The sequence below is a fragment of the Streptomyces sp. NPDC001750 genome, from assembly GCF_042892615.1.
In the GTDB taxonomy this organism is placed as follows: domain Bacteria; phylum Actinomycetota; class Actinomycetes; order Streptomycetales; family Streptomycetaceae; genus Streptomyces.
In genome coordinates, this window is the sequence record NZ_JBIAUE010000011.1 from 64,757 (window position 1) to 91,709 (window position 26,953).

A 26,953-nucleotide genomic window follows, 5' to 3' on the forward strand; every position below is an offset into this window, starting at 1 on the left:
GCGGGCGGTCATGTGCGGTCCGGAGGCGCTCACCGAAAAGCACCGCGATTCCTGGAGCTGTCGCGGGCGTATGGGCCGATCGGTCAGCGGACGGCCGCCCGGAGCAGGCCGGGAGGGACGGGCGGGGAGTTGCTTCCTTACCCGTCCTTGTACACCTTCGCCACGTTCGGACGCGGTGCGGGCCGGTGGTGGGCGGCGGGGCCTTGGGCGAACGCCCGCAGGAGGTTCTCCGTCGTGCGGGTGACGAAGACGCGGGTACGGGCGTCCATACGGTGGTCACGCCCACCCTCGGGGGTTCCGGCCATCAGGGCCTCCACCCACCGCATGGTGCCGGTCGCGAAGACGCCTGCTCCGCTTCGCGCGGTGTAGTACGCCGAGTCGCTGTTGCTGCGGCGGCCCTTGCACACCAGGGGAGAGTGGGCCGTGATCTCCAGGGGTTCGGGGACGGGTGCGCCCGGGGTGACCCGGTCGTACTCCACCCCGACCAGATGGTCGAAGCCGTCGCCGGGGCGTACCCCCGTTCCCTCGTACAGCCAGTGATCCGCCGCGTGGACGACATAGGGCGCATCCGTCGGATAGCCCTCGTAGAGCACGCCCGTCAGCGAGGACTCCGGGTCGGACGCCGGGGATTGACGGAAGTCCGTGGTCACCAAGGAGGGGTGGGTGGTGTAGTAGGGATCGGCCGGGTAGGAGGACTTGTAGCAGACGACCGTGCGCTCGGGCCCCGTCCCGTCCTGTTCCAGGCGGACCCGGCGAAAGCAGGTGTTGGCACCCAGGAAGGCCACGTTGGTGCCGGCGTCGCGGGCTCCGGCGACGTGCTGACGCTGTTGCGGGGTCCAGTACTCGTCGTGGCCGAGGCAGATGACGGCGGCCGCCCCGTGCAGTATCTCCGGGTCGCGGTGCACGTCGACCCCGGTGGTGTACGCAAGGGGGATGCCGAGCCGTTCGGCGAGCACCACCGCCGCCCGCTCGTACACCATGAACTTCTCCGCGCCGTCGGAGTCGTAGGGCCGGTCGAAGCTCACGGCGAGGGACCGTGCGGCGTACGCCCCGGAGGGGCCCTCGTAGAGGCTGTAGCCGCCCCACCGGTTGTAGGCCTGCCAGGTGGCGGGCGCGTGCATCAGCACCGTCCGGCCCGTGCCATGCGCGGAGCGCACGATCAACGGGACGTAGCGCTGGTGACCGTCCTCCGTGTCGAGCCGCAGCAGATACGCGCCCTCCGGCCAGCCTGCCGTGCCGAAGCTCAGTGTGCGCCGCCAGCCCGCGCGGACCGTGCGGGTGTCGGTCAGGAAGCGCGGCTCCGCCTGGACGCGGCCCGGTATGCGCTCGGACGACCAGACGAGCCGGGCCTCGGCCCCGCCGTACCAGCCGATGCGAAAGGCCGAGACGCGGAAGGACGAGGCGCTCGTCGAGACGTACAGACCGCACACCTCGCCCGGTGTCACACTCACCCGGTCGGTGTACCCGACGACGGCCGTCGCGGGCCCCTGCGACCGGATACGCCAGTCGGGTGTCCCTGGACGTTCCCGTTCCGTCTCGGGCCGGTGCGAAGCCGCCGCGTGACCGCCGCGGCCGGGAGGGGAAGGGGCGCAGGCGCCGACCGTCGCCGAGCCGAGTCCGACGCCCGCCCTCAAGAAGGTCCTGCGGCGCAGCACCGAGCCGTGTTCCGTCCCGTGCCGCGGTGTCTCCTGCCTGTCGGGGCCCATGTCGCCTCCCGTGTGTCCGGACCGCGCGTCACCGTCCCCGCGAGCAGCGTCGCATGGCACTGCGGGCCGCGCCCTGCTCGACGGCGTGCGGGCGCGGGCCGCAGCGTCTGCGGCACGAGCCGGGCGACGGACGTGAACGGCCGGGAGCGCACAGGTGCCCTGGCCGACCGCCTCGACGCCCTCACCACCGCCCTGGCCCGGATCGCCGCCCCGCCGCACGCCCGGTACGGGGTGCGGGTCATCACCGACGGCATCCCGCGGGCACGGGTCTGCCGTCCGCCGACGAGCTCGGGCCCTGCTCGCCGCCGAGGACCGGGCCGGCCGCACCGATCCCGACCGTCGGCTCGTGGGCCCGGTGCGCCTCTGCGGCGTACGGAGCTGATCGCTTCACCGGTCAGGTGGCCGGGGCGCGGGCGCGTCCCCCTGGATGTGACCGCAACCGAAACGGCCCCCGGCCCCACGCCTGCCATACCCGCTCGTCTCGTCCGGCGCGCCCTGTACGGGCACGTCCGGCCGCATCGGGCGGCTGTCGCGCTCGGCGCGCTGCTCGCGCTGGTCGGCGCGGCGAGCGGGCTGGCCCAGCCACTGGCCGCGAAGGCCCTGGTGGACCGGCTCGGCCAGGACGAGCCGATCGCCCCCGTGCTGCTCGCCCTGACCGCCCTGGTCGTGTTCGGCACGGCGGTCGAGGCGCTCGGCTCGTACGTGCTGGAACGCACCGCCGAGTCGGTGGTGCTCGCCGCCCGGCGCTCGCTGATCGGGCGGCTGCTGCGGCTGCGGCTGAATGAAGTCGAGAAGACCCAGCCGGGCGACCTGATGTCCCGGATCACCTCGGACACCACGCTGCTGCGGTCGGTGACCACCCAGTCCGTGGTGTCGGCGGTGACCGGCGGTCTTTCCTTCGTCGCCACGCTGGTCCTGATGGGCTTCATGGACCTGGTGCTGCTCGGCGTCACGGTCGGGGTGATCGTGCTGATCGGCGGGGCCGTGGCGCTGCTCATGCCGCGGATCGCGGCCGCCACCCGGCGCTCGCAGGAGGCGGTCGGGGAGATCTCCACGGTCCTGGAGCGGGCCTTCGGCGCCTTCCGCACGATCAAGGCGTCCGGCGCGGAGGCGCGGGAGACGGCCGTGGTGGACGCGGCGGCGCAGCGGGCCTGGCGGCACGGCGTGAAGTCCGCGAAGTGGCAGTCGCTCGCGGGCTCCTCGATCGGCCTCGCGGTGCAGGTGTCCTTCCTCGCGGTGCTCGGCATCGGCGGCGCGCGGGTGGCGTCCGGAGCGACGACGGTGTCCTCGCTGATCGCCTTTCTGCTGTTCCTCTTCTATCTGATCGAGCCGGTGTCGAAGCTGGTGGAGGCGGCTACGCAGTTCCAGATGGGGTCGGCGGCGGTGTCGCGGATCCTGGAGGCGGAGGCCCTTGAGGTCGAGGAGGCGGGTGGCGCCGCGGCTCCCGGCCACGGGCCCGTGTCCGTCGTCTTCGACGAGGTCTCCTTCCGCTACCGCGAGGACCTGCCGCCCGTGCACCGGGGTGTCTCCTTCGAGGTTCCCGGCCGGGGCATGACGGCCTTCGTCGGCCCCTCGGGGGCGGGCAAGACCACCGTCTTCGGGCTGATCGAGCGCTTCTACGAGGCGGACGGCGGCCGGGTCCTGGTCGACGGCCGGGACGTCCGGGACTGGCCGCTCGCCGAGTTGCGCGCCGCCATCGGCTACGTGGAGCAGGACGCCCCGGTGCTCTCGGGCACCCTGCGCGAGAACCTGACCTTCGCCGCGCCCGACGCGACCGAGGAGGAGTTGCGCGGTGTGCTCGTACGGGCCAGGCTCGACACGCTCGTCGAGCGGCTGCCCGAGGGTCTGGAGACCGTCGTCGGACACCGCGGCTCCAAGCTGTCCGGCGGCGAGCGGCAGCGTGTCGCCATCGCCCGGGCACTGCTCCGCCGCCCCCGGCTGCTGCTCCTGGACGAGGCCACCTCGCAACTGGACGCGGTCAACGAACTGGCGCTGCGGGACGTGGTGGCGGAGGTGGCCCGCGAGACGACGGTCCTGGTCGTGGCGCACAGGCTGTCGACGGTGACCATGGCGGACCGGATCGTGGTGATGGACGGGGGCCGGGTACGGGCGGTAGGCACCCATGCGGAACTGGTGGCGGCCGACGCGCTGTACGGCGAGCTGGCGGCGACCCAGTTCTTCCTGACCGAAGGTCAGACCGAGAATGCGAAGATCACGACGAACGATCGCACATGACCGACCCATGAAACGAAACGGGCAATCAAAACGTTCGGGACACGGTCACTGTGACGTGTCCCGAACGTTTCTTTCCGCTCCCGCCAGGCCCTCGCCTTGCACCGTCGTCGTCGCGAACTCGACCCACGGCGGTGCCGGAGCCGCCACCGAGGACGGACGGGGCCGGCCTCGGAGGAGCCCGGTGGGTGGCCGCTCGTCGGTACGGGCACGGAACCGGTCCACGCCTGGTTACCGAGCGAAGGAGCGCAGGAGAGCGGGCCACCGCCCCCGGCCTCACTTCACCCGCGGGGCTATGGCCTTCGCCAGTGCCACGACATCGGCGAAGCCCCCGTACTTGTTGTCGGAGGTCACGGACAGCACTCGGTCGCCGATCTGCATCACGACGAACTCCTGACCGACGTAGACCTTCCGGTCGACCTTGACGAGCACGCCCCCCTCCCCCGGGCCGTCCACCGCGCTGACCGTCACCGTCACCGGGTTGATCAGCAGCCCGGAGGAGTTCGGCTCATAGGTCGTTCCGCAGACGCCCTCCAGCGCCTTCAGCCTGCTGAGCACCTCCGCGGCCTCACTCACGGGGTAGGAGTTCACCGCGACCCCGACCTCGTGGGCCGACGAGTCGACGACCCCCACACTGGCGTACGCGGCCGGGCTGCCGACGGCGGCCCCCGTTCCCTGCCCGGCCAGTTGGTCGCAGTCGGGAAGCACCGCCGGGCTGGGAGCGGCAGATCGCGGCAGCTGCGTCGGGCCGCTGTCCGCCTCCTTGAAGACGGAGGACAGCTTCCAGCCCTTGGGCAGGGTGCGGTTGGTCGGCAGGTAGGTCTTCAGGACCGACCCCGGCACCACGTTCGGGTCCACGGTCGGCGTCGCAGGCATCACCGGCGACGGGTCGGCGGCGGTACTCGCCGCCGCCGGCGGCGTCTCGGCCGCCGGCTGCTCCGTCGGCTGCGAGCTGCACCCCGCGCAGATGACAGCAATGCACACGGCCCCGGCAACCGTGGAGAATCGGAACGTACTCATCGACACCTCGCCCTCCCGCTCTGTATGACAGCACACCAGGCTGACATCCCCACCGCCCCGGACCACACGCGGGTCCGCCCCTGGTGTTTCCCGGGCCTGCTGTGTTCCAAGCCGCCCGCACCGTCGGTGTCGTCCCGGCACACTCCCCGGCCCGGTGCCGCTGAGAAGGCCGGACGCCGCCGACATCACCGCGCGAGCGTCCGTTCGGCGGGCTCGGCCCAGCACTCGGGCGGCGCGACGACCTCCGGGAGACGGCGACGCGCTCGACGTTCGGGCCTTGCCGACGGGAGAGAACTTCTGGTTCCGCGGCTGCGTCCGGAGGCGGATGCCCCATCGGCCCGGGCCCAACGGCGCGTAAGGGCTCTCCCGTAATCCCCGGCGGACGGCAAAAGGCAAAGGCAAGGAGATCTCTCCTTGCCACTCTCAACGTATAGCGCGCCGGGGGGCTTGCGGCAAGACCCGGGTCGTGGCGCAGAATCATCGGCCGAGGTCACAACCTGCGGAAATGGGGGCACATACGTCGCTCGTCGATGCACGGGGGACGCGGTGACGTCGAACCGGTGGTGGAACCGGCAGCGCGGTTGCGGGCCTCGGGGCGGAGGTTCGGGGGTGCGCTCCGCCGGACGGAGCGACGAGATCGGCTGACTCGTCGGAGGGAAGGCGACCAGGGATGAGGACATACCCGACAAGGGGTTCGAAAGAGCTGGAGGTGCCGGCGATTCGATCTGCCAGTGCAGTGCACCGGAGCACGACTGCCTCGGAGGTTCCGCGTGATTGAGCAGTACGTGTTGGGTCTTCAGGAGATCGACGAGACGCAGGTCGCGGTCGTCGGCGGCAAGGGCGCGCATCTGGGCGGGCTGTCGGGGATCGAAGGCATCCGCGTGCCGGGGGGCTTTTGCGTGACGACGGACGCCTTCCGGCGGATCATGGCGGAAGCACCGTCGATCGGCGATCGGCTCGACCAGCTGTCGCGCCTGAACCCGGACGACCGGGAGGAGATCCGCACGCTCAGCGCGCGGATTCGCCGGACCATCGAAGGGATTGCCATCCCGGGCGATCTCTCGACGGCGATCACCCGCGCGCTCGCCCGGCTCGGCGAGCAAGACGCCTACGCCGTCCGATCCAGCGCGACGGCAGAGGACCTGCCGACAGCCTCCTTCGCCGGCCAGCAGGACACGTACCTGAACGTCGTGGGGCCGGCGGCGATCCTTCAGCACGTCAGCCGGTGCTGGGCCTCGCTGTTCACCGAGCGGGCCGTGACCTACCGCCAGTGGAACGGCATCGACCACCGTACGGTCCACATGGCCGTGGTCGTGCAGCGGATGGTCTTCCCGCGTGCGGCCGGCATCCTGTTCACGGCCGACCCCGTCACGGGCAACCGGAAGGTCGCCACTGTGGACGCCGGCTTCGGCCTCGGCGAAGCCCTGGTCTCCGGTCTGGTGAACCCGGACGTCTTCAAGGTGCGACACGGCGAAGTCGTCGCCAGAACGATCGCCGCCAAACAGCGTGCCGTCCACGCCCCGCCGGCCGGCGGTACGCAGGAAGCGGCGATCGACTCGCAGCTGCAGGAGCAGCCGGCGCTGACGGATGCGCAGGCCGTGCGGCTCGTGCAGCTCGGGCGGCGGATCGAGGCGCACTTCGGCCGCCCGCAGGACATCGAATGGTGCCTGGCCGATGACGGCTTCCAGATCGTTCAGAGCCGACCGATCACAACGCTGTTCCCCATCCCCGAGACCGGCGACCGGGAGAATCACGTCTACGTCTCCGTCGGCCATGGGCAGATGATGACCGATCCCATGAAGCCCCTGGGGCTCTCCGTGTGGCGGCTGACGGCCATGGCACCGATGCACGAGGCCGGCGGGAGGCTGTTCGTCGACGTCACCCGACGCCTGGCCTCGCCCGCGAGCCGCGCCGGTCTCCTGGACCTCATGGGGAGAGGCGATCCGCTGACCAGGGACGCTCTGGAGACCGTCCTCGACTGCGACGATTTCGTCCCGTCGCTCCCGGACGCGGGTCCCGGCGGGCCGCCGGTCGGCGGCGCGTCCGCCCCGATCGAAACCGATCCGGCCATCGTCACCGAGCTGATCGAGCGCAGCCGGGCGTCCATCGACGCCCTGGAGCGCGACATCCGCACGAAGACCGGACCGGCGCTGTTCGACTTCCTGTTGGAGGCCTTCGAGGAGCACAAGCGAGTCCTCGGTGATCCGCTGAACCTTCAGGCGATCATGGCAGGGATGGAGGCCACGTGGTGGCTCGACGACAAGTTGCGGGAGTGGCTGGGCGAGAAGAACGCGGCTGACACGCTCACGCTGTCCGCCCCCGGCAACGTCACCTCGGAGATGGGACTCGCGCTGCTCGACGTCGCGGACGTGATCCGGCCGCGGCCGGAGGTGGTGGCGTTCCTGCAGGACGTCGAGGACGAGGGCTTCCTGGACGAGCTGGGGAAGCTCGCGGGCGGGACCGAAGCGCGCGACGCCATGGAGGCCTACCTCGACCGGTACGGCATGCGCTGCGTCGGTGAGATCGACATCACGAGGCCGCGTTGGCGCGAGCGCCCCACCACGCTCGTGCCCGTGATCCTCGACAACGTCAGGAACTTCGAACCGGGCGCCGCCGAACGGCGCTTCGAGCAAGGGCGGCAGAAAGCGCGGAAGAAGGAACAGGACGTGCTGGCACGCCTGCGGGACCTGCCGGACGGGGACCGGAAGGCCGACGAGACCAAGCGGATGATCGACCGGGTCCGAACCTTCATCGGGTACCGGGAGTACCCGAAGTACGGCATCGTCAGCCGCTACTTCGTCTACAAGCAGGCCTTGCTGGCGGAGGCCGAGCGCCTCGTGCAGGCCGGTGTGCTTCCTGAGAAGGAGGACATCTTCTACCTCACGTTCCAGGAGTGCCACGACGTCGTGCGCTCGAACCAGGTGGATGAACAGCTCATCCAGCAGCGCAAGGACGCGTTCCGCTCGTACCACGCGCTCACACCGCCCCGGGTGCTCACATCGGATGGCGAGGCCGTCACCGGGGCGTACCGGCGCGACGACGTGCCGGCCGGTGCCCTGGTCGGCCTGCCGGTCTCCGCCGGGACCATCGAGGGAAGGGCCCGCGTCGTCCTGGACATGGCCCAGGCCGATCTCGAGGCGGGCGACATCCTGGTCACAACCTGCACGGACCCCGGCTGGTCGCCCCTGTTCGTCGGAATCACGGGCCTGGTGACGGAGGTGGGCGGCCTGATGACCCATGGCGCAGTGATCGCCCGGGAGTACGGCTTGCCGGCCGTCGTGGGCGTGGAGCAGGCCACCCGGCTCATCCGGGACGGGCAGCGGATCCGCGTACACGGAACCGACGGGTTCGTCGAGATCCTGCCTTGACCGACCACACCGAGAAGGCCCATCCGCGGCTTCCGACCGGAACAACACGGCCCGTGCGGTCCTGGTACCAGCCGGAACAGCCCCCCGCGGCCCAGACGGTGGGAGCCATCCTGTTCTGCGGTTCGACGTTGTACGCCTGTTGTCGTCTCCGCGCGCACCTCCACGGCGCCCAGGCTGCGGCTGCGTATCAGCCGCAGGGCGCTGATGAGGTAGTTGATCTGTGACTCGATCATGTAAATGAGGCTCGTGTGCCCCACGCCCGTGTTGGGGCCTGCCATCAGGAACACGTTGGGGAATCCCGCGACGGTCGTACCGAGGTACGCCTGTGGGCTGCCCTGCCAGACCTCGTGCAGGGAACACCCGTCAACGCCTATGACGCGCTGCGCGTAGGAGGCGCCGGTGACACGGAATCCGGTTCCGAAGAGCAGTACGTCCACCGGATGCGCGGTGTCGGCGGGCGCGGCGCCACCGGATGCGGCTCGCGCGGCGCCGCCCGGCGTGGTGAGGACCACGTCCGCCCCGATGCTCGCGATCGGGTCGGTGACGACGTGGACATTGGGTTGAACGAGCGCCGGATAGTAGTCGTCGGACAGCAGGACCCGCTTGCAACCCAACGCGTAGTCCGGGGTGAGCTTGGACCGCAGCTCAGGATCCTCGACCTGGCGGTGCAGATGGGCCAGCGCCCCCCTACGCCCCGGAGCGGCCATGGTGCGGTTGCCGAGCAGTGCCGGCAATGTCGCCTCCCGAACCAGGTACTCCCGGCCTCGCGCCAGTCGCTGCACCGGCGGAGCCAGCCGGAACAGGCGACGCTGCCATGCCGGGACCGGCCGATCCCGGCGCGGGGCGACCCATGACGGGGTGCGCTGAAAGATCGTCACCTGCCGGGCCGTGCGCTGCAGGTGCGGGATGAACTGGACGGCGCTCGCGCCGGTCCCGATCACACCCACCCGCATTTCGGAAAGGTCCAGGTCGTGCCTCCACCCGGCGGAGTGGAACGCCGCTCCGGTGAAGTCCTCCAGGCCGGGCAGCGAGGGGATGGCCGACTCCGAAAGGGGCCCTTGGGCCATCACCAGCAGCCCGGCGCTCAGTGGTCCCGTGCTGATGTCCAGATCCCAGCGCAGCCGCTCGGGGTCCCAGGTGGCGCGCTGCAACTCGCAGCCGAGCCGAAGGCGGGGCGTCAGGTCGTATCGGGCGACGCAGCGCTTCAGGTACCGCTCGATCTCTTCCTGAGGAGCGAACCGCATGCTCCAGGTGGGGTCGGGCGCGAACGAGAACGAGTACAGACGCGAGGGCACGTCGCAGGCGCACCCCGGATAGGCGTTGTCCCGCCACGTGCCGCCGACCTCATCGGCCCGCTCCAGTATCAGCAGGTCGCGGTGGCCCTCCTGCAGCAGCCGGATGGCTGTGCCGAGCCCCGCGAATCCCGCGCCGACGATGACGACGGATGCGTGACGTCCGGGAGAGGCGCTGCCCGGCCCGGTACGCCGCTGCCGTGCCAGGAGTGGCCCGCGGGGGGGGCGGATCCGTGTGGTGCGAGTCGACATGATGACCCTCCTCCAGCAATCGTTCAGTTTCAATACGATCGTATACCCTACGATCGTATTGCAATCAGTGAAAGGAGTGCGCGATGAGGGTTCTGGCTCTTGGTGGCCCCGGCGCGATGGGGGCCGTAGCGGTACGTGCGGCAGTCGGACTTCCCGGTGTCACCGAGATCCTGGTGGCCGACCGGCATCTGGAGGCAGCCCGGGCGCTGGTGCGCCGGATCGCCGAGGAAGGCATGGGTGGCGTGCCGATGCGTGCGCTCAGGGTCGACGTGACCGACAGCATCGCCCTGCTCGCCGCCCTGGAGGGCACGGACGTCGTCCTCAACACCGTCGGCCCGTATTACCGCTTCGGCCTCACCGTGCTGCGGGCCGCGATCGCGACCGGTACCCACTACCTGGACATCTGCGACGACTGGGAGCCGACGGTGCAGATGCTCGGTCTGAACGAGGAGGCCCGGCGCGCCGGCGTCCGTGCCGTGGTGGGAATGGGAGCCAGTCCCGGCGTCAGCAATCTGCTGGCCACACGCGCCGTCCGGCAGCTGGACCATGTCCAGGACCTGTACACCGCATGGCCCGTCGACGTCTCCGGCAGTGGCGGGGACGACGAGCAGCTGAGCGACCCCGACGGGCGCCCCAGCGCGGCCGCCGTGCACTGGATGGAGCAGATCAGCGGAAAGGTGGCGGTGGTCAGCGACGGCCGGCTGGTCCACCGGCGGCCACTCCGGCCGGTCACGCTCTCCGTGTCCGCCGGATGCTCCGGCACGGCCTACACCGTCGGCCACCCCGAGCCGGTCACCCTGCACCGCAGCTTCGGACCGGCCGGCGAGGCGGCCAACCTCATGGTCGTCACCCCGGGCACGGTGGCGTACCTCGACGTCCTGCGCCGCGACATCGACGCCGGGAAGCTCACCAACGAGACGGCGGCCGCCGACCTGGCCAAGCCTTCGGCGTCCCGCGCGCTGCGGGCCGTCGCGGGTGCCGTGATCCGGAAGGGGCCCGGGTCACTGCCCCCGTTCTTCGCCGCCGCCACGGGCACCCGCGACGGCCGCCGGGTCACCGCGCTGGCCCGGCTCGCAGATACACCCGGCGCCTCGGCGCTGCTCGACGACATGGCGGAGGCGACCGGTCTGCCCCTGGCGCTGGGGCTCGCGCAACTGCTGGACGGCACCGGCGGCCAACTCGGCGTCCACCCACCGGAGACGGCCATCGACGCCGACCGCTTCTTCCTCGACCTGGCACGCCACGTGCCCGACCTTCCCGGTGACGACGGCCCTCGCGACGGCGTGGTCGTCGACGTGACCACGAACGAGTGAAGCGAAACAGGAGATACGCCGTGCCATCACGAGAAGCAGCCACGCCCCCACCGCGTTCCTCGACGTGGCGGCGCGCTGGGCCTCCCCCCGTGCCCTCGCCGTAGACGTGCAGGGGTGCGTCGCGCGCGGAAGTGCGCAGCATCCGATGGCCAACGGTACTTTACTTTGTAAACGATCGAACGTATTCCGATCGCTCATCGATTGAGCATTCTGACGCAGTGCCTTGGTCAACCATCTCAACGACGCTCGAAAGGCCCCCACCCCATGACCGGAACGGATTCACCCCGCACGCCGGAACCGGCCGTCCAGGTCCCCACCCGAACGCTCGTCGAGGCGCTGATCCGCACCGATCACACCGTCGACACCGGCGAGCTCTACGCCATCGCCCCACTACTCGGCATGACCGACCAACAGGTGCGGCTGTGCGTCAAGCGACTGGTCACCGAGGGGCGCTTCACCCAGGAAGGCAGGGGCCGCAAAGCAGTACTGCGGGCCACCGGCGCCACCGAGCAGACTCTCGGGCCCGACGTCGAATTCGTCACACACGCCTTCCGGCAGGACGCGGGCCTCGCACCCTGGGACGGCATCTGGCACCTGGTCGCCTTCGCGGTCCCCGAGACGGCACGCACCGCACGCGATGCCCTGCGGGCCGCACTCACCCGGCTCGGCGGCGCCGCCGTGCAGGGCGGGTTGTACATCAGCGCCAACGCCTGGGAGCCCTACGCCGAAGACCAAGCCCGTCAGCTCGGCGTCCTCGACCACCTCACGCTGCTGACGACGGACGACCTGCGCCAAGGCAACGAACACGCCCCCGCCGCACTCGCCCGCAGCCTGTGGCCGTTGGAAGAGATCGCCGACCGCTACCAGCGACTCGCCTCCGTCGCCCGACCGCGGCTGCGCCGACTGCAGGAAGACGCCGACCTCCCCGGTCCCGAGCGGCTGACCATCGCGGTCGAACTGGCCGCCGAGTTCACCCGCGCCATGGAGCCCGACCCCCTCCTGCCCCCGGAGCTGCTGCCCCAGCCCTGGCCCGGGACCCAGGCCCGCGAACTCGTCGCACAATGCTGGTCCCTCCTGGAGGAGCACACGAAGGAGAGCGAGCGAGTCAGCCTCTTCCGGCTCTACCGCGACGTGCTCCGCCCGGCAGCCGCCGACAGCTGAGTCCGAACCTCGAACCGTCCCGCACCTGCCGCTTGATCAGCCCATCGCACCGACGAATCTCAAGATCCCGGGGCAGCGTCAGCCCCAGCCGACTCGCGGTGGCGTGGTCCCCCGCCGACGATGGCAACCCGGTCGTCCAGGACTTCATCCGCTGCTGCCTGAACAGCGGATCCGAGCCGAATCCCGTCGCCGGACCTCGAGCGCCGTCACCTCCGCCATGAGCTCGGCCTGGCCGACCGCGTGAACGCCGTCCTCGCCCGGCGGTTCAACCGGCCCGCACCGCTGACCATCGACCGGCACCACCTTCCGGAGCTCCGACGTCGAGCCGACGGTGCCCGGCGGGCCCACGGTGCCGGCGGACGCGATCACGCTCTCAACGCGCGGAGGAGCGTTCCCCGAGAACGGAGACGAGCCACATCCACGGGAGCCGCGCGGCGGAAGTCGGCGTGCTCTCCGCGCGCGCCACGGTGAGCCGCGCCACCCGGCGGCGCCGCACTGCGCCTTGTGGTGTTCTCCGCGGGGCAGAGGCCAACCGGCACGGGCAGGGACCGAAGGGACTCGATTCTCGTACTTCTCGCATGAGCGGCCCCTCGGTTGCCGTGGGGCAGGGCAGAAGGTGCCCGAAGGCCTGTCGTCGGATGGGGTACCGGTCGTCATCGGGCGCCCGCTCTCCTCTGCTGCCGTCCGCCCCCGTGGCCTCCGGATGGCGATGTGGCACGCGGCAGGAGGCCTTCGAGACGGTCGGCCGCGGCCACGCTGCCGCCCGCCGCCCTGAACGAGTGGCCGATCGCACGCGCAGCGTCGCGATATCCGGCGGCCTCGTCCAGGACGGTGCCGACGGCGTCGGCGATCCGCCCCGCGTCGGCACGGCCGAAGCGCAACCGGACGCCCGCGCCCGCGGCCGTGACCTGGCCCGCGACAATGGGCTGGTCGTCCCTGATGGGGGCGACCACCAGGGGGACGCCGTTCCACAACGCCTCGCAGACGGTGTTGTGCCCGGCGTGGCAGACGACGGCGTCCACGTGGGCGAGCAACGGCAGTTGCGGCACGTGCGGGCGCAGCAGGATGTTCTCACCGACTGCGGCGACGCTGTGGGCCGGGTCGACGACGACGGCGCGTACTCCGGGCAGGCCGGACAGCGCCTGGACCGCGGCGTTCAGGAACGGCCCGCTCGCTTCCGCGTTGGCGGTGCCCAGGCTGACGAGGACGGTACGCTCGGCCCCTTCCAGCCATTCCCAGGGGAAGTCGGCCGGCGCCGGGCGGTCGGTGAGGGACGGGCCCACCAGCCATACCTGTTCGGGGAGTGCGACCGGGCCGAGCAGGGCTTTGGTGGTGTAGGCGAGGACGCCGTACGGGGACATCCTCGGGTCGGCAGCGCCCTTGCCGTCCGCGATCCGGCCACGCAGCGCCTCGATGAGGCCGTCCAGCCAGGCCGCCACCTTGGGCATGCCCGCGAGCGGGTCGACCAGTTCGGCCGAGGTGGTGGCGGAGGTGACCCAGGTCAGGCCGAGCGACTCGGCGACGATGCCGCCCGCGATGGTCTGCTGGTCGGCGATCACGACGTCCGGGCGGAACTCCTCGATGGCCGTGCGTATGCGGGGGGCCATGTGGTCGGCGAGCGGGATCAGGAAGCTCTCCCACAGGAACTGAAAGGCCGCGGGGCCCTTCAGGTGACCCGTCCGGCCCACGATCTCCCCGGCGTTGCCCGGTTTCGGGTCGGACGGCACACAAGGGAACACGCGTGCGTCGGGTCCGGCCAGGCGGCGCACCAGGTCGGCAGGTCCGGCCCAGGCGATTTCGTGGCCGCGCGCGGCGAGCACGGCTGCGGTGCCGACCGCGGGGTTGACGTGGCCGACGAGGGGCGGGACGACGAACAGAAACCGGCTCATGGCTAGCCCGCCTTCAGGGGTGTGTGGATGTCGTCCGCGAGCCAGCCCGATATCAGGTCGGCCGTCTCCTTCGTACGCTCCACGAGCACCGAGTGTCCCTGATCGGGCAGGACGACGGTGCGGCAGTGCGCGAGGGTGGCGGCCATTCGGCCGGCCTGGCCCGAGAGTTCGGAGTCGGCGCCGTACAGGGCGAAGACGGGGCAGTGGATGTCGGCGAGTCCGTCGCCCAGGAGACGGCTGCGCGGGAGGTCCTCCCTCAGCGTGGTGCTCTCCAGGATCCGTCCGGCGAGCTGGAAGGGGCGCGGGTTGCGCTGGGGGTCCGCGGCGAGCCAGGTACGCACGTCCTTGACCAACAGGCCGCCTTCCTCACCGGTGAGGCCCGCGGCCATCTTCTCGGCCCACGGCTTCATCGGCGGCTCGGACTCGATCGCGATGACGGACCGGACGCGGTCGGGCCGAGCAGCGGCGAGCCCGTAGGCGATGACGCCGCCGAAGGAGTTGCCCACGACGTGCGCCGGGCGGTCCTCCCCGAGTGCGTCGAGGAGTTCGTCCAGGTCCGAGACGAAGTCCTCCAGGCGGTAGCCCGCAGCGGGCCGGCTGGTCCGTCCGTGCCCACGCAGGTCGTACATGAGGACGTCCATGCCGCTCTCGGCGAAGGCGGGGCCGAGCGAGAAGTAGTAACTGGCCAGGCTGTCGATGAGCAGACCGTGGATCAGCACCACGAGGGGCGGCGGGCTCTCGGCCGGGGCACCGGCCGCGGACATGCGCTGTACGTGGACGTCGAGTTCGCCGACGCGGATCCTCGCCATGCTCAGACCGCCTCGGCCGCGGCCGGGAGGGAGGCCACGACATGGAGCACCAGGTCGCCCACGGTCAGAGCGATGATCTCTTCAAGTCCGCGGTCCGCGATGAATGCGGCGAAGTTGACAGTGTCGCCGTAGTGTTCGCGCAGCGCCGCGGAGAGCGTGACGAGGTCGATGCTCTCCATTTCGAGGTCGTCGTGGAATCGGGTGTCCATGGTGATCGCGGTGTCCGCGAGCTCGTACTCGCCGAGCACCTCCCGCAGCATGCCCGTCACCTCCTCCAGCACGGCCGGTTCGAGCGGAGTGGGCGGTACGGCGCGGTGGTCTTCAGCAGTCATCGTCGCTCTCCTCATCGTGGGCGGTCGTCCAACCGACGACGTAGTTCCTGGGGGGCAGGCCGGGTGGACTGCCGACCGTCCGGTGATGGACGTGGTAGGTGTCGCCGCCGGTGAGGACGGTCAGCGCCGTACCGGTGGCGGCCTTGATCTCGAAGCTCTTCGGGGCTCCGGCCAGGCCCGTGCCGAGTGCCTTGCCGACAGCCTCCTTGGCGGTCCAGAAGCGGGTGAACCACAGGGCCTCGGGTTCGCCGGTGTCGCGGACCAGTGAAGCGATGAGGTCCCGCTCCTGGGCGCCGAGCGCCACCTCAAGGGTTCCGCCCGGACGGTCGATCACCTCTTCGATGTCGATTCCGCAGGGGCCGTTTCCGGCGATCGCGACCGCGGCCTCCGCCCGGTGCGCGAGGGAGACGTGGAGGTCGGGGAGGGTACGGCCGTAGGCGCCGGTGACGTGCGGGTGGCCGGACGGGTCGTTGACGACCCGTAGTTCGGAGGGGAAGATCCCGCCGTTCCCGGCGTCCCACAATCGTCGGCGCACGGCGTCCTTGACCGCGATCCGGCCGAGCAGCCACTGGCGGCGGCCGCGGGGCGCGTGCGCTTCGTAGGCCGTCCGTTCCTCGCCCGCCAGCATGTTCCGCATGATCAGCTCGCGGGTGGCCAGGTCGGGCCAGCGTTCGTGGAGCAGGACCCAGCCTCCGGGTTGCGGCTCGGAGAGGGTGTGGTGTTCCGGTTCGCGGTCCACCCGGCGGATGTGCGGGTCGCTGTCGAAGCGGCGGTCGCGCCAGCCTGCGAGTTCGGCCCAGACCCGGCCCTGTCGGACCAGTTGCATGTCGGCTTCGAGCGTGGTGTCGGTGACGGAGGCGACACGGATCAGGCAGTCGAGCCGTTCGCCCGGCTCGGGGGGCGCGCCGTGGAAGCGGATCTCGCGCATGCCGACGGGGAAGACGGTGGTGCGGGTGGGGAGTTGGGCCATTATCCAGTAGCCGAGCAGTTGGCCGACGTTGTCCAGCAGGGCTCCCGGAGCGGGTGGGGTGGTGATGACTCCTCGGACGTGGGCGTCGCCGATCGCGGTCAGTTCGGTGACGCCCTGGAAGCGTGGGCCATGGAACATCCAACGACGGGTGTACAGCTCACGGGCCGTCAGCTCGCAGGCGCGTTCCTTCTCCTTAGGGAAGGTCCAGGCGGTGGCCGGTCGCGGACCGTGTTCCCGGGCGAGTTCGACCGTGGCTCGGGCGTAGGGACCGAGGGTGGCCGTCACCCGGACGGCACCGGAGGGGTGCGGGGGCTCGGGGGTGATGTGGACGGGAACGTCCACCGCGGGGATGGCGTTGATCCACTGGTTGAGCCGGACGTCGTGGACAGCGACCGCGCGCAGACCGGAAGCCGCCTGCTCGGCGAAATCCATCATGTGCCCGATGATGGTGGTGCCGGGCACGACGGGCCAGCGCTCCGCGGGAGCGGCCTGCGGCGGTTGTTTGAAGAAGCAGTGGTCGAGCAGGTACGGCATGGTGTCGATCGAGACCCGCAGCGAGGTCCGCAGCTCGCGCGGGGTGGACGGTGGCGGGCCGGCCAAGGGCCCGTTCGGCCGGGGAGCGTACGCGGAAGCCCGAGGCGCGGTGGATCGCGGGCCGCCGTGCCGGCGCGCGGTGAGGACGTCCGCCGCGAGCGCCGCGGTGTCGTCGAGCAGCGCGGAGAACTCGGCGGCCAGCGGGTCCTCGGCGGCGAGGGCGTCGAGGCCGGACGGCAGCGTGCCTTCGGCCACCCGGCGTGGCCGCGCCAGCGCGGCGCCGATCTCCGTGCGCGTGGGTTCGCCGAGGGAGATCAGCGCGCCGCCGAGGTCGAGCCGGACCGAGCGGTGCGCGACCTCGCGCGCGGGCGTGGGGCGGAGCGCGGCCGTGTTCGGCCTGGCCCCGTCGGCCCACAACGCCGTGGCTACGCGGCGCAGTTGGGGGAGGCCGGAACGGTGCGGGGAGTGGGCGGCGACCACGAGGTGTTCGGAGCCTCGCAGCGTGTCCGCGATCAGTGAGCCGACCTGGCCGGCTCCGAGTTGGACGAAGGCGCGGAAGCCGGCCGCGTGCATGGCCTCGATCATCTGTCGGAAGCGGACCGGCTCCAGGAGGTGTCGTACGAACAGCTCCCGTATTTCTCGTGGTCGCGCGGGGTACTCCCCCGCCGTGGTGGCGGACCAGACGGGCAACCGCGCGGGGTGCAGCGTGTAGGTGTCCGCCGCCTTCCGTATCGGGTCCAGATACGGCCGCAGCATGGGGGTGTGGAAGCCTGACCGGAACGGCAGGACCTGCGAGATCGCGCCCTTTTGGCGGAACAGGGCGACGAATTCGTCGACCGCGGCCGACGGGCCGCAGATCATGGACTGGTGGGGTGCGTTGTCGTGCGAGAGCACGACCTGCGTCTGGCCGTCGAGGGCTTCCATCACGCGATCCGCGGGCGCACCGATCACCGCGAAGGCCAGGCCCGGCACACGCAGGGCGTCCGGATCGAACGTGGCCAGGAACGCGTCGACCTCCTCTTGAGCGTGGATCCCGGCGGCGGCCATGGCGGTCCATTCGCCGAGGCTGTGTCCGGCGAGCGCGTCGGGCACGATGTCCATCCGCTCCAGTGCGGCGTGCAGGAGGCGGCCGAGTTGGAATACACCGGTGCCCTGACGGCCGATGTCGCCGACCGTGACGTCGGTACCGGAAAGCGACCACGGGAGGCCGAAGTGGCGCGCCACGTCGTCGCAGTTGGTGTCGAAGTCGGCTTCGAGGCCGGGAAAGACGAAGGCGAGACGGCCGCCGGTGTCACCCAGCAGCGGCTCGGGAACGAACCACAGGTCGTTCTTGCCTCGCCATGGCCGGCCCCGGTCGACCGCCTTGCGGGCCAGCGCCAGCCGTTTGGCCGTCGGGTCCACCACGCCGAGCCGGACCGGGCCGGCGGGGTCGGGTCCGGTCTCGTCCGAGGCGGTGGCGAGGAGGGTCGCGTCATCGCGGTCGAGCAGGCGGGCCAGTTCGGCGGGTGCTGCGGCTGCCAGCCGCAGCACCCGTTCGGGCTCGCGCACCACCGCCGCGGGCCCGCCGGTGACGGACGGAGCGGCGACGGAGGCGGGCTGCTCCAGGACGACATGGGCGTTGATGCCGCCGAAGCCGAAGGCGTTGACCGCGGCACGGCGCACGGTGCCGTGGGTGTCGGTCACCCACGGCACCGCGGCGTCCACGGTGGTGAAGCGGGTGCGGGCGAGTGCCGGGTGCGGGTCGTCGCAGTGCAGGGTCGGCGGGAGGACGCCATGGTGCACGGCGAGTGCGGCCTTGATGAGCCCGGCGATCCCCGCGGCGGGCATGGTGTGACCGATCATGGACTTCACCGAACCGATCACACCGCGGGGCGCATCGCCCGGCGGGCCGAAGACCGCGGCGACCGTCTCCAGCTCGGCGGTGTCGCCCGCCGGGGTGGCGGTGCCGTGGGCTTCGAGCAGCCCGACGGAACCGGGCTCCGAGGGGTCCCGGCCGGCACTGCGCCATGCCTGGCGGATCGCCTCGGCCTGGCCCGCGGAGTCCGGGCTGAACAGACTGCCGGTGCGGCCGTCGCCCGCGACGCCGGTGCCGGTGATCACGGCGTAGATCCGGTCTCCGTCGCGGTCGGCGTCGGCGAGCCGTTTGAGCACCACGACGCCGGTGCCCTCGCCGATGAGCACCCCGTCGGCGTCCCGGTGGAACGGCCGGATCCGCTCGCTCCGGGACAGGGCACCGAGTTGTGAGAACACGCTCCACAGCGTGATGTCGTGGCAGTGGTGGACTCCCCCGGCCAGGACGACGTCGCACCGGCCGCTCTCCAGCTCGCGGGTCGCGTGGTCGACCGCGATGAGCGAGGAGGCGCACGCGGCGTCCACCGTATAGGCCGGGCCCCGCAGGTCCAGTCGGTTGGCCAGCCGGGAGGCGGCCAGGTTGGGCACGAGCCCGATGGCCGACTCCGGTGCCTCGGGGCCCAGTTGGTCGGTGAAGGCGCGGCGCACCTCGTCGAGGCGCTGTTCTCCGAGGTCCGGCAGGAGTTCCCGCAGCGTACGCACGAGCTGGCCGGCGGTGCGCACCCGCTGGTCGAGGCGGACCAGGCCGGGGGTGAGATATCCGCCGCGGCCCAGGACGACTCCGGTGCGGCGCCGGTCGGCGAAGAGCCGGTCGGCGCCGCCCGCGTCGCGGACCGCCTGGGACGCCACCCGCAGTGCGATCAGTTGGTCGGGCTCGGTGGCCCGCACGGAGGCGGGCATGATCCCGAACGCGGTGACGTCGACATGGGCGAGGTCGTCGATGAAGCCTCCGCGCCGGCAGTAGACGCGGTCGGCACGGCGTTCGGCGTCCGGGGCGTAGTACACGGCGTCCCAGCGGGCCGCGGGGACGTCGCTGATCGCGTCGACGCCGTGGACGAGGTTGTGCCAGTACGTGTCGAGGTCGGGCGCTCCTGGGAAGAGCGCGGCCATACCGACGATGGCGATCGGGCAGGCTCTGGCCATCGCGGCGGTCACCACCCCGAGGCGGTGTAGACGACGGCAGCGCTCTCCTGCGGGCCCCACGCCAGTTCGCGCAGCAGGCTCATGGCGCCCTCGTCGGGATCGATGAGGCGGATGCCGCGTGCCGCGTAGGTGCGCATCAGTTCCGGTGTGACCATGCCGTTGTTGGTGCCGGTGGGCGCCCACGGGCCCCAGTGGACGGTCAGCCCGCGGCGGTCGTTCCGGTCGCCCCAGGCGCGTCCGATGGCTTCGAGGGCGTCGTTGGCGGCGGCGTAGTCGGTCTGGCCGCGGTTGCCCAGGGTGGCCGCGATGCTGCCGAACAGCACTGCGAGGCGGGGGCCGTGCGGGAGTCCGTCGACGGCGTCGAGCAGAGTCCTGGCGCCGTCGGTCTTGGTGCCGAAGACCCGGTCGAAGGCCTCCGGGGACTTCTCGGCGAACAGCTTGTCCTCGATCACACCGGCCGCGTAGACGACCGCGTCGAGTCTGCCGTGTTCGGCGTGCACGTCCTTCACCGCGCGGTACACGGCCTCGGTGTCGAGCACGTCCACGCAGTGGTAGCGCACACGGCTGCCCAGCCGGGTGAGTCGGTGGACGGTGTCGCGGACCTCTTGCTCGGCCTGGATCCTTCCGATCTCCCGTTCGACCTGAGCCGGGGATCTCATGCCGTCCGCGATCAGCTCGGCTCGCAGCTCGGCTTCAGTGGTGGCGGCCGTCGCCGGGGTTTCGTCCAGGACGGGCAGGGGCGTGCGGCCGAAGAGTTCCAGGCGGCAGCGGGCAGCGGTGGCGAGGACGGTGGCGAACCTGGCTGTGATGCCACGCGCCCCGCCGACGAGGAGTACCACCGACTCGTTGTCGAGTCCGAGAGCCGCGGCCTCGGCGGCGCCGTCGTCGGAGGGTCCCGCGCCGGCGCTGTCCAGGACGCCGCGGTCGGTCTCGGTCATCCGCAGCCCGCGCCGGGTGTTCCCGGCGCGCAGCACGACCGGCTCGCGGTCGGTGGAGGTCAGCTCCGCGACGATCGCTTCGGCCGCGACGGACGGGTCTGCTCCGGCAGGCTGTTCGATGACGCGGGCGATGGTCTGCGGGTACTCCCTGGCCAGTGAGCGGAACAGTCCGCGCAGGCCCTCGGACGCACCGACGACCAGCAGCCGGCGCGGCCCGGCGGCCAGGGCGGACTGGTAGAGGGGGACGGCGCCGGGCAGCACCGGCTCGTGGGCCGGACCGCCGTCCGGGGAGGCGAGGTGGATCAGGCCGTCGAAGCGGCCGCCCTCAGGGATTCCGGTGGCGGTGACGGTCCGGGCACCGCAGGAGTCGAGCCGCTCGGCGACGGCCCCCGCGAGCGGGCCTTCGCCGATGACCAGGAATGTCCGTCCGGCGAGTTCGGAGGGTTCCAGGGGGGCGGGCGCGAGGTCGTATTCCGACATCACCAGCCGTTTGGGGGCCGTGACGACTGCTTCGGCGTCAGCGGGTGGTGCGGCCGGTTCCGCCGCGGCGGGCTCGGAGGCGGAGGGCTCGGGCGGTGGAGTGTCGTCCTGCCGCGCGGCGACGATCAGTTCGGCGATGCCCGCCGCGGTGCGCGCCCTGGTCAGCTCCTCCGTGGCGGCGTCGTCGGTGGCGGGCAACCGGAGCCGTCGAGCGAGCCGGCCGACGATCTCGGCGCGCTTGATGGAGTCGACACTCAGGTCGGCCTCCAGATCCAGATCGGGTTCGATCATGTCGGCCGGATAGCCGGTTCGTTCGCCTATCACGTCCAGGACGGCCGCGAGGACCGCATCCGTGGTCAGCTCGGTCGGCGCCGCGTCCGGGGCGGTGGGCTCCGGGACCGCCTCGTCGGCGGGTGCCGCGGTCGCGGGGAGAGTCGCACCGTTCAGCTCATGGGGCGTGTACTCCACGAGCTCCGGTCCGGTCCGGCCACCGGGGGCGGCGCCGAGGTAGCTCAGCAATACGTCGCGCTGAGCGGCGATCATCTCCCGGCTGGTACGCAGGAATTCACTGATGAGGGCATCGCCGCCGGTCCCCGACGCGCCAGGGGCGGGTTCGGTGCGGAGCACGTCTCCATGCTCTGCGTCTCTGCCGGAACGAGTGGTCACAAGTGCCTCCGGGATGCGCTGGGCGGGATGCAGGGCTGCGGCGGGGATGGCGCCGTCGGAGGTGCGGACGAGGTGGCCGTCGATGGTCCAGCCCGCGCGCCTGCGACGGGGGGCCTGGACCGCGTCGACGGCGTCGCGGCCCTCGAACAGCCAACCCGTGCGTACGTCGGCCCCGGCGACGGCGAGTTCGGCGAGCGCGGCAAGGAATCCGGTCAGGCCCGTGCCGCGCCGGGCCTCCAGGGTGACGGTGCGGTGCGGGCGGTCGCCGAGGATTTCGGTGACCTGCCTGGTCAGCACCGCCCCAGGTCCCGCTTCGACGAAGATTCGGGCACCTGCCTCGTACATGCCCTCGATCTGCTCGACGAAGCGGACCGGCGATCCGATCTGGGTGGCGAGTTCGGCGCGTATCGCCTCGGGGGTGGTGGGATAGACCGCGGCAGTGCGGTTGGACCACACCCGGATAGACGGTGTCTCCAGCGGTACCGAGGCCAGCGTCGCCGCGAAGGTGCCGCCGGCGGTCGCGACCAGGGTGCTGTGGAAGGCGCAGGCCACGGCGATCCGTTTCGCCTTCAGCCCCTGCGCGCGCAGCCGCTCCACCGCTGTCTCCACGTCGTCGGTGGGGCCTGATATCACCGTCTGCCGGGGTGAGTTGTGGTTGGCGACGACGACGGAACCGGCTACGCCCGCCTTCTCCAGGGCGGCGTCAGTCTCCGGCGCCGAGGCGGTGACCGCGGCCATGGTGCCGGGGTCGTCGCCGCAGGCGGCGAGGACGGATTCGGCACGCGCCCTGCTGCACCGCAGCAGTTCCTCGGGGCCGAGGACGCCGGCCGCGGCGAGGGCCGCGAGTTCGCCGTAACTGTGTCCGGCCGCCATCGCCGGGCGGACACCGACACGGCCGAGCAGATGGTGGGCGGCGAGCCCCGTGATGCCGAGGGCCGGCTGGGCGACACGGGTGTCGGTGACCCGCTCGGCCAGGGCCTGGCGTCCGGCCTCGTCGAAGCAGGCGGGTGGGAAGAGGGCCGCTGCGACGGACTCGTCGAGGCGAAGGAAGCGCTGGAGTTCGGGGAAGGAGACGAACAGGTCGGCGAGCATGCCGGGTCGCTGGCTGCCCTGCCCGGGGAAGAGGAAGGCGATCTCGCCCGGTTCGGTGCCGTCCGCGAGATGGATGCCGTCGTCGGGAGCGTGTTCGCCGTCGACGGCCCGGCGAAGCGCTGCCGTCAGCTCCGGCACGGAGGAGGCCAGTACGGCGATGTGGGTGGGCAAGCCGCGCACGGCCGCGAGGTCGGCGCGCCGGGAGGCGGCCAGGGCGAGGTCCCGCAGGCGCGGCGGCCGGTGCGCGGTGTGGTCGGACTCGGCGAGAGCGAGAAGTTCGCGGGCGGCCTTGGCGGCGGCTTCCCGGTCGGCGCCGCGGAAGGTGAACAGTTCGGCGGGCCACTCGTCGCGGGCGTGGGTGGGCGGGGCGCCGTCGCCGTGGGCGCGCAGAACGACGTGGAAGTTGGTTCCGCCGAAGCCGAAGGCGCTGACACCGGCGACACGTTCGGTGGGCGGCGCGGGCCAGGGCCTGGCCCGGGTGTGGAAGGCGAAGGGGCTGGTGCGTTCGTCCCAGGCCGGGTTCGGCCGTCGCAGGTGCAGCGTCGGGGGCTTGACACCGTGATGCAGGGCGAGCGTGGTCTTGACCAGTCCGGCGAGGCCCGCCGCACACTTGGTGTGACCGATCTGGGACTTCACCGAGCCGAGGGCACAGCCGCCGGGGTCTGCTCCGGCCTCGGTGAAGACCGCGGTCAGGGCGCTCAGCTCGGTGCGGTCGCCGACGACGGTGCCGGTGCCGTGAGCCTCGACCACGCCGACCTCGGCCGGTGAGATCCCGGCGTTCCGGTAGGCCCGTGTGAGTGCCCTGCGCTGACCGTCCGCGTGCGGCGCGGTGAGGCCGAGGGCCCGGCCGTCGCTGGAGCTGCCGACGCCCTTGACGACGGCGTAGATCCGGTCGCCGTCCCGTTCGGCGTCGGCAAGTCGCTTGAGGACCACGCAGGCCACGCCCTCGCCGAGTGCGATGCCGTCGCCGGAACGGTCGAAGGGCGCGGAACGGCCGGAGGGGGACAGTGCGTGCGCGGAGGCGAAGAGCAGGTAGTCGTTGATGCCGTTGTGCAGGTCGGCGCCGCCGCACAGCACCATGTCGCTGGTGCCGACCGTCAGTTCCTTGCAGGCCATGTCGACCGCGGCGAGGGAGGAGGCACAGGCGGCGTCGACCGTGTAGTTGGCCCCTCCGAGATCGAGGCGATTGGCGATCCGCCCGGCGATGACGTTGGCGAGGACACCGGGGAAGGAGTCCTCGGTCAGGCGCGGCAGCTGGGCATCCAGCCCGGGGGGAAGCTGTCCGACGTAGGCAGGCAGGACCGTTCGGAGCGTCATGGTGTTCGACAGGTCGCTTCCCGCCTCGGCCCCGAACACCACGGAGGCACGGTCCCGCCGAAACGGGCGGTCGGCGTAACCGGCGTCGGCGAGCGCGCGTCGCGCCACGTCGAGGGCCAGCAGTTGGACCGGTTCGATGCTCGACAAGGAGGCGGGCGGGATGCCGTAGTCCAGGGGTTCGAAGGGGATCTCGGGCAGGAAGCCGCCCCAGCGCGAGGGGGTGTGTTCTCCCGCCCCGTCCTCGGCGTAGTAGAGGGAGGGGTCCCAGCGCGAGGTGGGCACCTCGGTGACGGCATCGGTGCCCGACAGCACGTTCCCCCAGAAGGACTCCAGGTCGGGCGCCTCGGGGAACACGCAGGCCATCCCCACGATGGCGATGTCCAGGGGTTCGGGTGCGGCGTCCGGCTCGTCCGACCCGGTGTCGAGTTCAGCCCTGCGTCGGTCGAGAAAGGTCTGCGCGCCGGTGGTCACCGCGGTGTGCAGCGCGGCGACGGTGGTGACCTCCGACCGGAGGACGGCGACCTGCCCGGCCATGAACATGCCCTCGCAGCGCTGCCGGTCCTCGTCGACCTCGCGCAGTTCGTCACCGACGCGTTCGATGCCCTTGCTCGCCAACCTCAGTCGTCCGACGTTGAGTTGTTCCAGCTGCTCCCATGCCTCGCGACTGGGTACGTCTCTGGCCCGCAGCTGTTCCTTGCGGGCCGCGAACTCGTCCGTGAAGGGGCTGCGGACACAGCGAGTGGCATGACCGGGTGCGGTTTCCAGCAGTTCGGTGCGCTCGGCGTCGACCATCTGCTGCTGGAAGAGCGGCTGTACCGCGCCCGCCGCCACGGCCTCCTCCGTGAAGAGGTAGGCGGTACCCATGAGGACTCCGATCGCGGCACCCCGCGCGGCCAAGGGGGCGGTCATGGCGGCGACCATGGCGGCGGACCGCTCGTCGTGCACGCCGCCGGCGAACAGCAGTTGGAGTTCGGCGGCGGCGTCCTTCCCGGCAGCCGCGAGGAAGTCGTCCACCACGTCGAGCTGCGCCTGCCACAGCGGAAAACTGGCCCGGGGTCCGACGTGGCCACCGCACTCGGAGCCTTCGAAGACGAACTTGCGTGCACCGGATTCGAGGAACTGGCCCAGCAGGCCGGGCGAAGGCACGTGCAGAAAGGTCGAGATGCCGACTTCTTCAAGGGCCACGGCCTGCGCGGGACGTCCACCGGCGATGATGGCGTGCGAGGGGCGGATCTCCCGGATGACCTCCAATTGCGCGTCCTTGATGGCCTCGTCGGCGAAGCCGAGGACCCCGACGCCCCAAGGTTCCTCGCCCAGGGTGCTGCGGGTCTCCGCCAGCAGCGCGCGCGTCCGCCGCCCGTCGGACACGGCGAGCGCGATGAACGGCAGGGCGCCCTCGGCGGCCACGGAGGCGGCGAACGCGGCTTGGTCGCTCACCCGTGTCATCGGCCCCTGGACAACCGGGACCCCAGTACCGAAAGCACGGCTGCCCGTGCTGTCCGGCCCGAGCACGGGCACGTTCTCGGCGAGCGTGTCGCTCACCGCCCCCCGTATGCCGCGTATCGCCGCGCCCAGCGTGCCCCAGGCCCGTTGGAAACGGACCGCCAGGAACGCGTCCTGGCCGATCTCCAAAGGGGCTGCGATGCCGTCCGGGCCGGGGGTACGTCGTCGCAGCACGCGCAGACCGTCCTCCACCACGGTCTCCGAGCCGTCGAGTCCGACGAGCGCGCTGGTGATCTCCGCAGGGAGTTCCGCCTCTGCGAGCAGCGCGGTCTGGGTGTCGAGGACCACACCGCAGGCGCCACCGGCGACCGCTGCCGCCGCGGTGTGCGCGCCGATTCCGCCGCAGGCCCACACCGGCAGCCGATGGGACGCGTCCGCGAGCAGTTGCTGCAGCAGCACGAACGTGCTCAGCTCGCCCACCCGGCCGCCGGCTTCATGGCCGCGGGCGATCAGTCCGTGTGCCCCGGCCGCCACGGCGGCGCGCGCCTGAGCGCCGGAGGTCACTTCGGCCAGCACACGTCGCCCGGGGAAGTCGGCGGCGTTCACTGTCGCCCCGACGCCGAGGACCACGGTGTGGACACACGCGGGAAGGTCCGACGCGGGGATGCAGCCCCCTTCTCCGAGTCGTACGCCGAACCCGCGGCGCGCCCACTCGGTGGCCAGGCCCAACTGCTCACGAGCGGACCGGGCATCGCCCGTCAGGTCGAGTACTCCCAGTCCGCCGGCGCGCGCGGCGGCCGCGGTGAACCGTGCCGACGCGACACCGAACGGATGCACTGCGAGGACGACGTCCGCCGTTGTGGACATGCCACCATCAGTGCCGGCACCAGGCGTGCACATGAAAAACTCCAGGGGACGAGGAGGCGCGCGAGATCGAATGTCCAGGAACGACGCCAGCCACTCTCTTTGCGAGACGCATAAATACGCGCAGGCCTGACTCGACCTCGAAAGAAGAGCGAACTGCCGACGAATCAAGCGCCTCGGGGAGGGTGGGGGGTAAGGCGTTCGAGAGCGGGCAGACGCGATCGTACTACGGAGTACGAGAATCCACTCCGCCTCTTCGGTTACAGCTTGACATCGACGGA

General features: G+C 71.5%; 11 protein-coding genes and 1 pseudogene. 4 read left to right on the top strand and 8 right to left on the bottom strand.

The window, feature by feature from the left end; translation table 11 throughout:
* Window positions 1-137: 137 nt before the first annotated feature.
* Complete coding sequence (locus ACFYY6_RS18815; RefSeq protein WP_389194219.1) at window positions 138-1,451, bottom strand: N,N-dimethylformamidase beta subunit family domain-containing protein; 1,314 nt, start codon at window positions 1,449-1,451, stop codon at window positions 138-140.
* 684 nt (window positions 1,452-2,135) lie between these two features.
* On the opposite strand from ACFYY6_RS18815, the gene ACFYY6_RS18820 reads away from it, so the two are divergent.
* A complete protein-coding gene (locus ACFYY6_RS18820; protein WP_351624376.1) occupies window positions 2,136-3,941 on the top strand; it encodes an ABC transporter ATP-binding protein in 1,806 nt (601 codons plus the stop codon).
* A gap of 273 nt (window positions 3,942-4,214) precedes the next feature.
* Here ACFYY6_RS18820 and ACFYY6_RS18825 read toward each other — a convergent pair whose 3' ends face one another.
* Window positions 4,215-4,958 carry a hypothetical protein gene (locus tag ACFYY6_RS18825; protein WP_351519134.1) on the bottom strand — a complete coding sequence of 248 codons (744 nt, stop codon included), beginning with the start codon at window positions 4,956-4,958 and terminating at the stop codon, window positions 4,215-4,217.
* Between the two features lie 770 nt (window positions 4,959-5,728).
* On the opposite strand from ACFYY6_RS18825, the gene rph reads away from it, so the two are divergent.
* Window positions 5,729-8,326 carry a rifamycin-inactivating phosphotransferase gene (rph, locus tag ACFYY6_RS18830; RefSeq protein ID WP_389194223.1) on the top strand — a complete coding sequence of 866 codons (2,598 nt, stop codon included), beginning with the start codon at window positions 5,729-5,731 and terminating at the stop codon, window positions 8,324-8,326.
* A gap of 872 nt (window positions 8,327-9,198) precedes the next feature.
* On the opposite strand, the pseudogene ACFYY6_RS18835 reads toward rph, so the two are convergent.
* A pseudogene (locus ACFYY6_RS18835) lies at window positions 9,199-9,870 on the bottom strand (flavin-containing monooxygenase); the annotation flags it as partial.
* Window positions 9,871-9,953: 83 nt separating this feature from the next.
* Here ACFYY6_RS18835 and ACFYY6_RS18840 point away from each other — a divergent pair.
* Both ACFYY6_RS18840 and ACFYY6_RS18845 read left to right on the top strand, forming a co-directional pair.
* Window positions 9,954-11,183, top strand: coding sequence for a saccharopine dehydrogenase family protein (locus tag ACFYY6_RS18840; protein WP_389194226.1), 1,230 nt, complete (start codon window positions 9,954-9,956; stop codon window positions 11,181-11,183).
* Between the two features lie 264 nt (window positions 11,184-11,447).
* Window positions 11,448-12,344: a PaaX family transcriptional regulator C-terminal domain-containing protein gene (locus ACFYY6_RS18845; protein ID WP_389194228.1), complete on the top strand. Its 897-nt coding sequence runs from the start codon at window positions 11,448-11,450 to the stop codon at window positions 12,342-12,344.
* Window positions 12,345-12,997: 653 nt separating this feature from the next.
* Here ACFYY6_RS18845 and ACFYY6_RS18850 read toward each other — a convergent pair.
* Genes ACFYY6_RS18850 through ACFYY6_RS18870 form a run of 5 tightly spaced genes read right to left on the bottom strand, consistent with a single transcriptional unit; the run spans window position 12,998 to window position 26,675 of the window.
* The gene (locus tag ACFYY6_RS18850; RefSeq protein WP_351519128.1) at window positions 12,998-14,233 is read right to left on the bottom strand and encodes a glycosyltransferase; all 1,236 of its coding nucleotides are present in this window, start codon (window positions 14,231-14,233) and stop codon (window positions 12,998-13,000) included.
* Between the two features lie 2 nt (window positions 14,234-14,235).
* Window positions 14,236-15,042, bottom strand: coding sequence for an alpha/beta fold hydrolase (locus ACFYY6_RS18855; protein WP_389194231.1), 807 nt, complete (start codon window positions 15,040-15,042; stop codon window positions 14,236-14,238).
* A 2-nt stretch (window positions 15,043-15,044) separates the two neighbouring features.
* Window positions 15,045-15,374, bottom strand: a complete 330-nt coding sequence (locus tag ACFYY6_RS18860) for a phosphopantetheine-binding protein (RefSeq protein ID WP_351519126.1) — start codon at window positions 15,372-15,374, stop codon at window positions 15,045-15,047.
* A complete protein-coding gene (locus ACFYY6_RS18865) occupies window positions 15,364-19,872 on the bottom strand; it encodes a beta-ketoacyl synthase N-terminal-like domain-containing protein (protein WP_389194234.1) in 4,509 nt (1,502 codons plus the stop codon). The genes ACFYY6_RS18860 and ACFYY6_RS18865 overlap by 11 nt, the downstream gene beginning before the upstream one ends.
* An 8-nt stretch (window positions 19,873-19,880) precedes the next feature.
* Window positions 19,881-26,675 carry an SDR family oxidoreductase gene (locus ACFYY6_RS18870; protein WP_389194236.1) on the bottom strand — a complete coding sequence of 2,265 codons (6,795 nt, stop codon included), beginning with the start codon at window positions 26,673-26,675 and terminating at the stop codon, window positions 19,881-19,883.
* Window positions 26,676-26,953 lie beyond the last annotated feature (278 nt).

Coding starts and splice junctions, on each gene's coding strand:
- ACFYY6_RS18825 (WP_351519134.1), bottom strand. CDS start 4,958: ATGAGTACGTTCCGATTCTCCACGGTTGCCGGGGCCGTGTGCATTGCT.
- ACFYY6_RS18840 (WP_389194226.1), top strand. CDS start 9,954: ATGAGGGTTCTGGCTCTTGGTGGCCCCGGCGCGATGGGGGCCGTAGCG.
- ACFYY6_RS18845 (WP_389194228.1), top strand. CDS start 11,448: ATGACCGGAACGGATTCACCCCGCACGCCGGAACCGGCCGTCCAGGTC.
- ACFYY6_RS18850 (WP_351519128.1), bottom strand. CDS start 14,233: ATGAGCCGGTTTCTGTTCGTCGTCCCGCCCCTCGTCGGCCACGTCAAC.
- ACFYY6_RS18855 (WP_389194231.1), bottom strand. CDS start 15,042: ATGGCGAGGATCCGCGTCGGCGAACTCGACGTCCACGTACAGCGCATG.
- ACFYY6_RS18860 (WP_351519126.1), bottom strand. CDS start 15,374: ATGACTGCTGAAGACCACCGCGCCGTACCGCCCACTCCGCTCGAACCG.
- ACFYY6_RS18865 (WP_389194234.1), bottom strand. CDS start 19,872: ATGGCCAGAGCCTGCCCGATCGCCATCGTCGGTATGGCCGCGCTCTTC.
- ACFYY6_RS18870 (WP_389194236.1), bottom strand. CDS start 26,675: ATGTCCACAACGGCGGACGTCGTCCTCGCAGTGCATCCGTTCGGTGTC.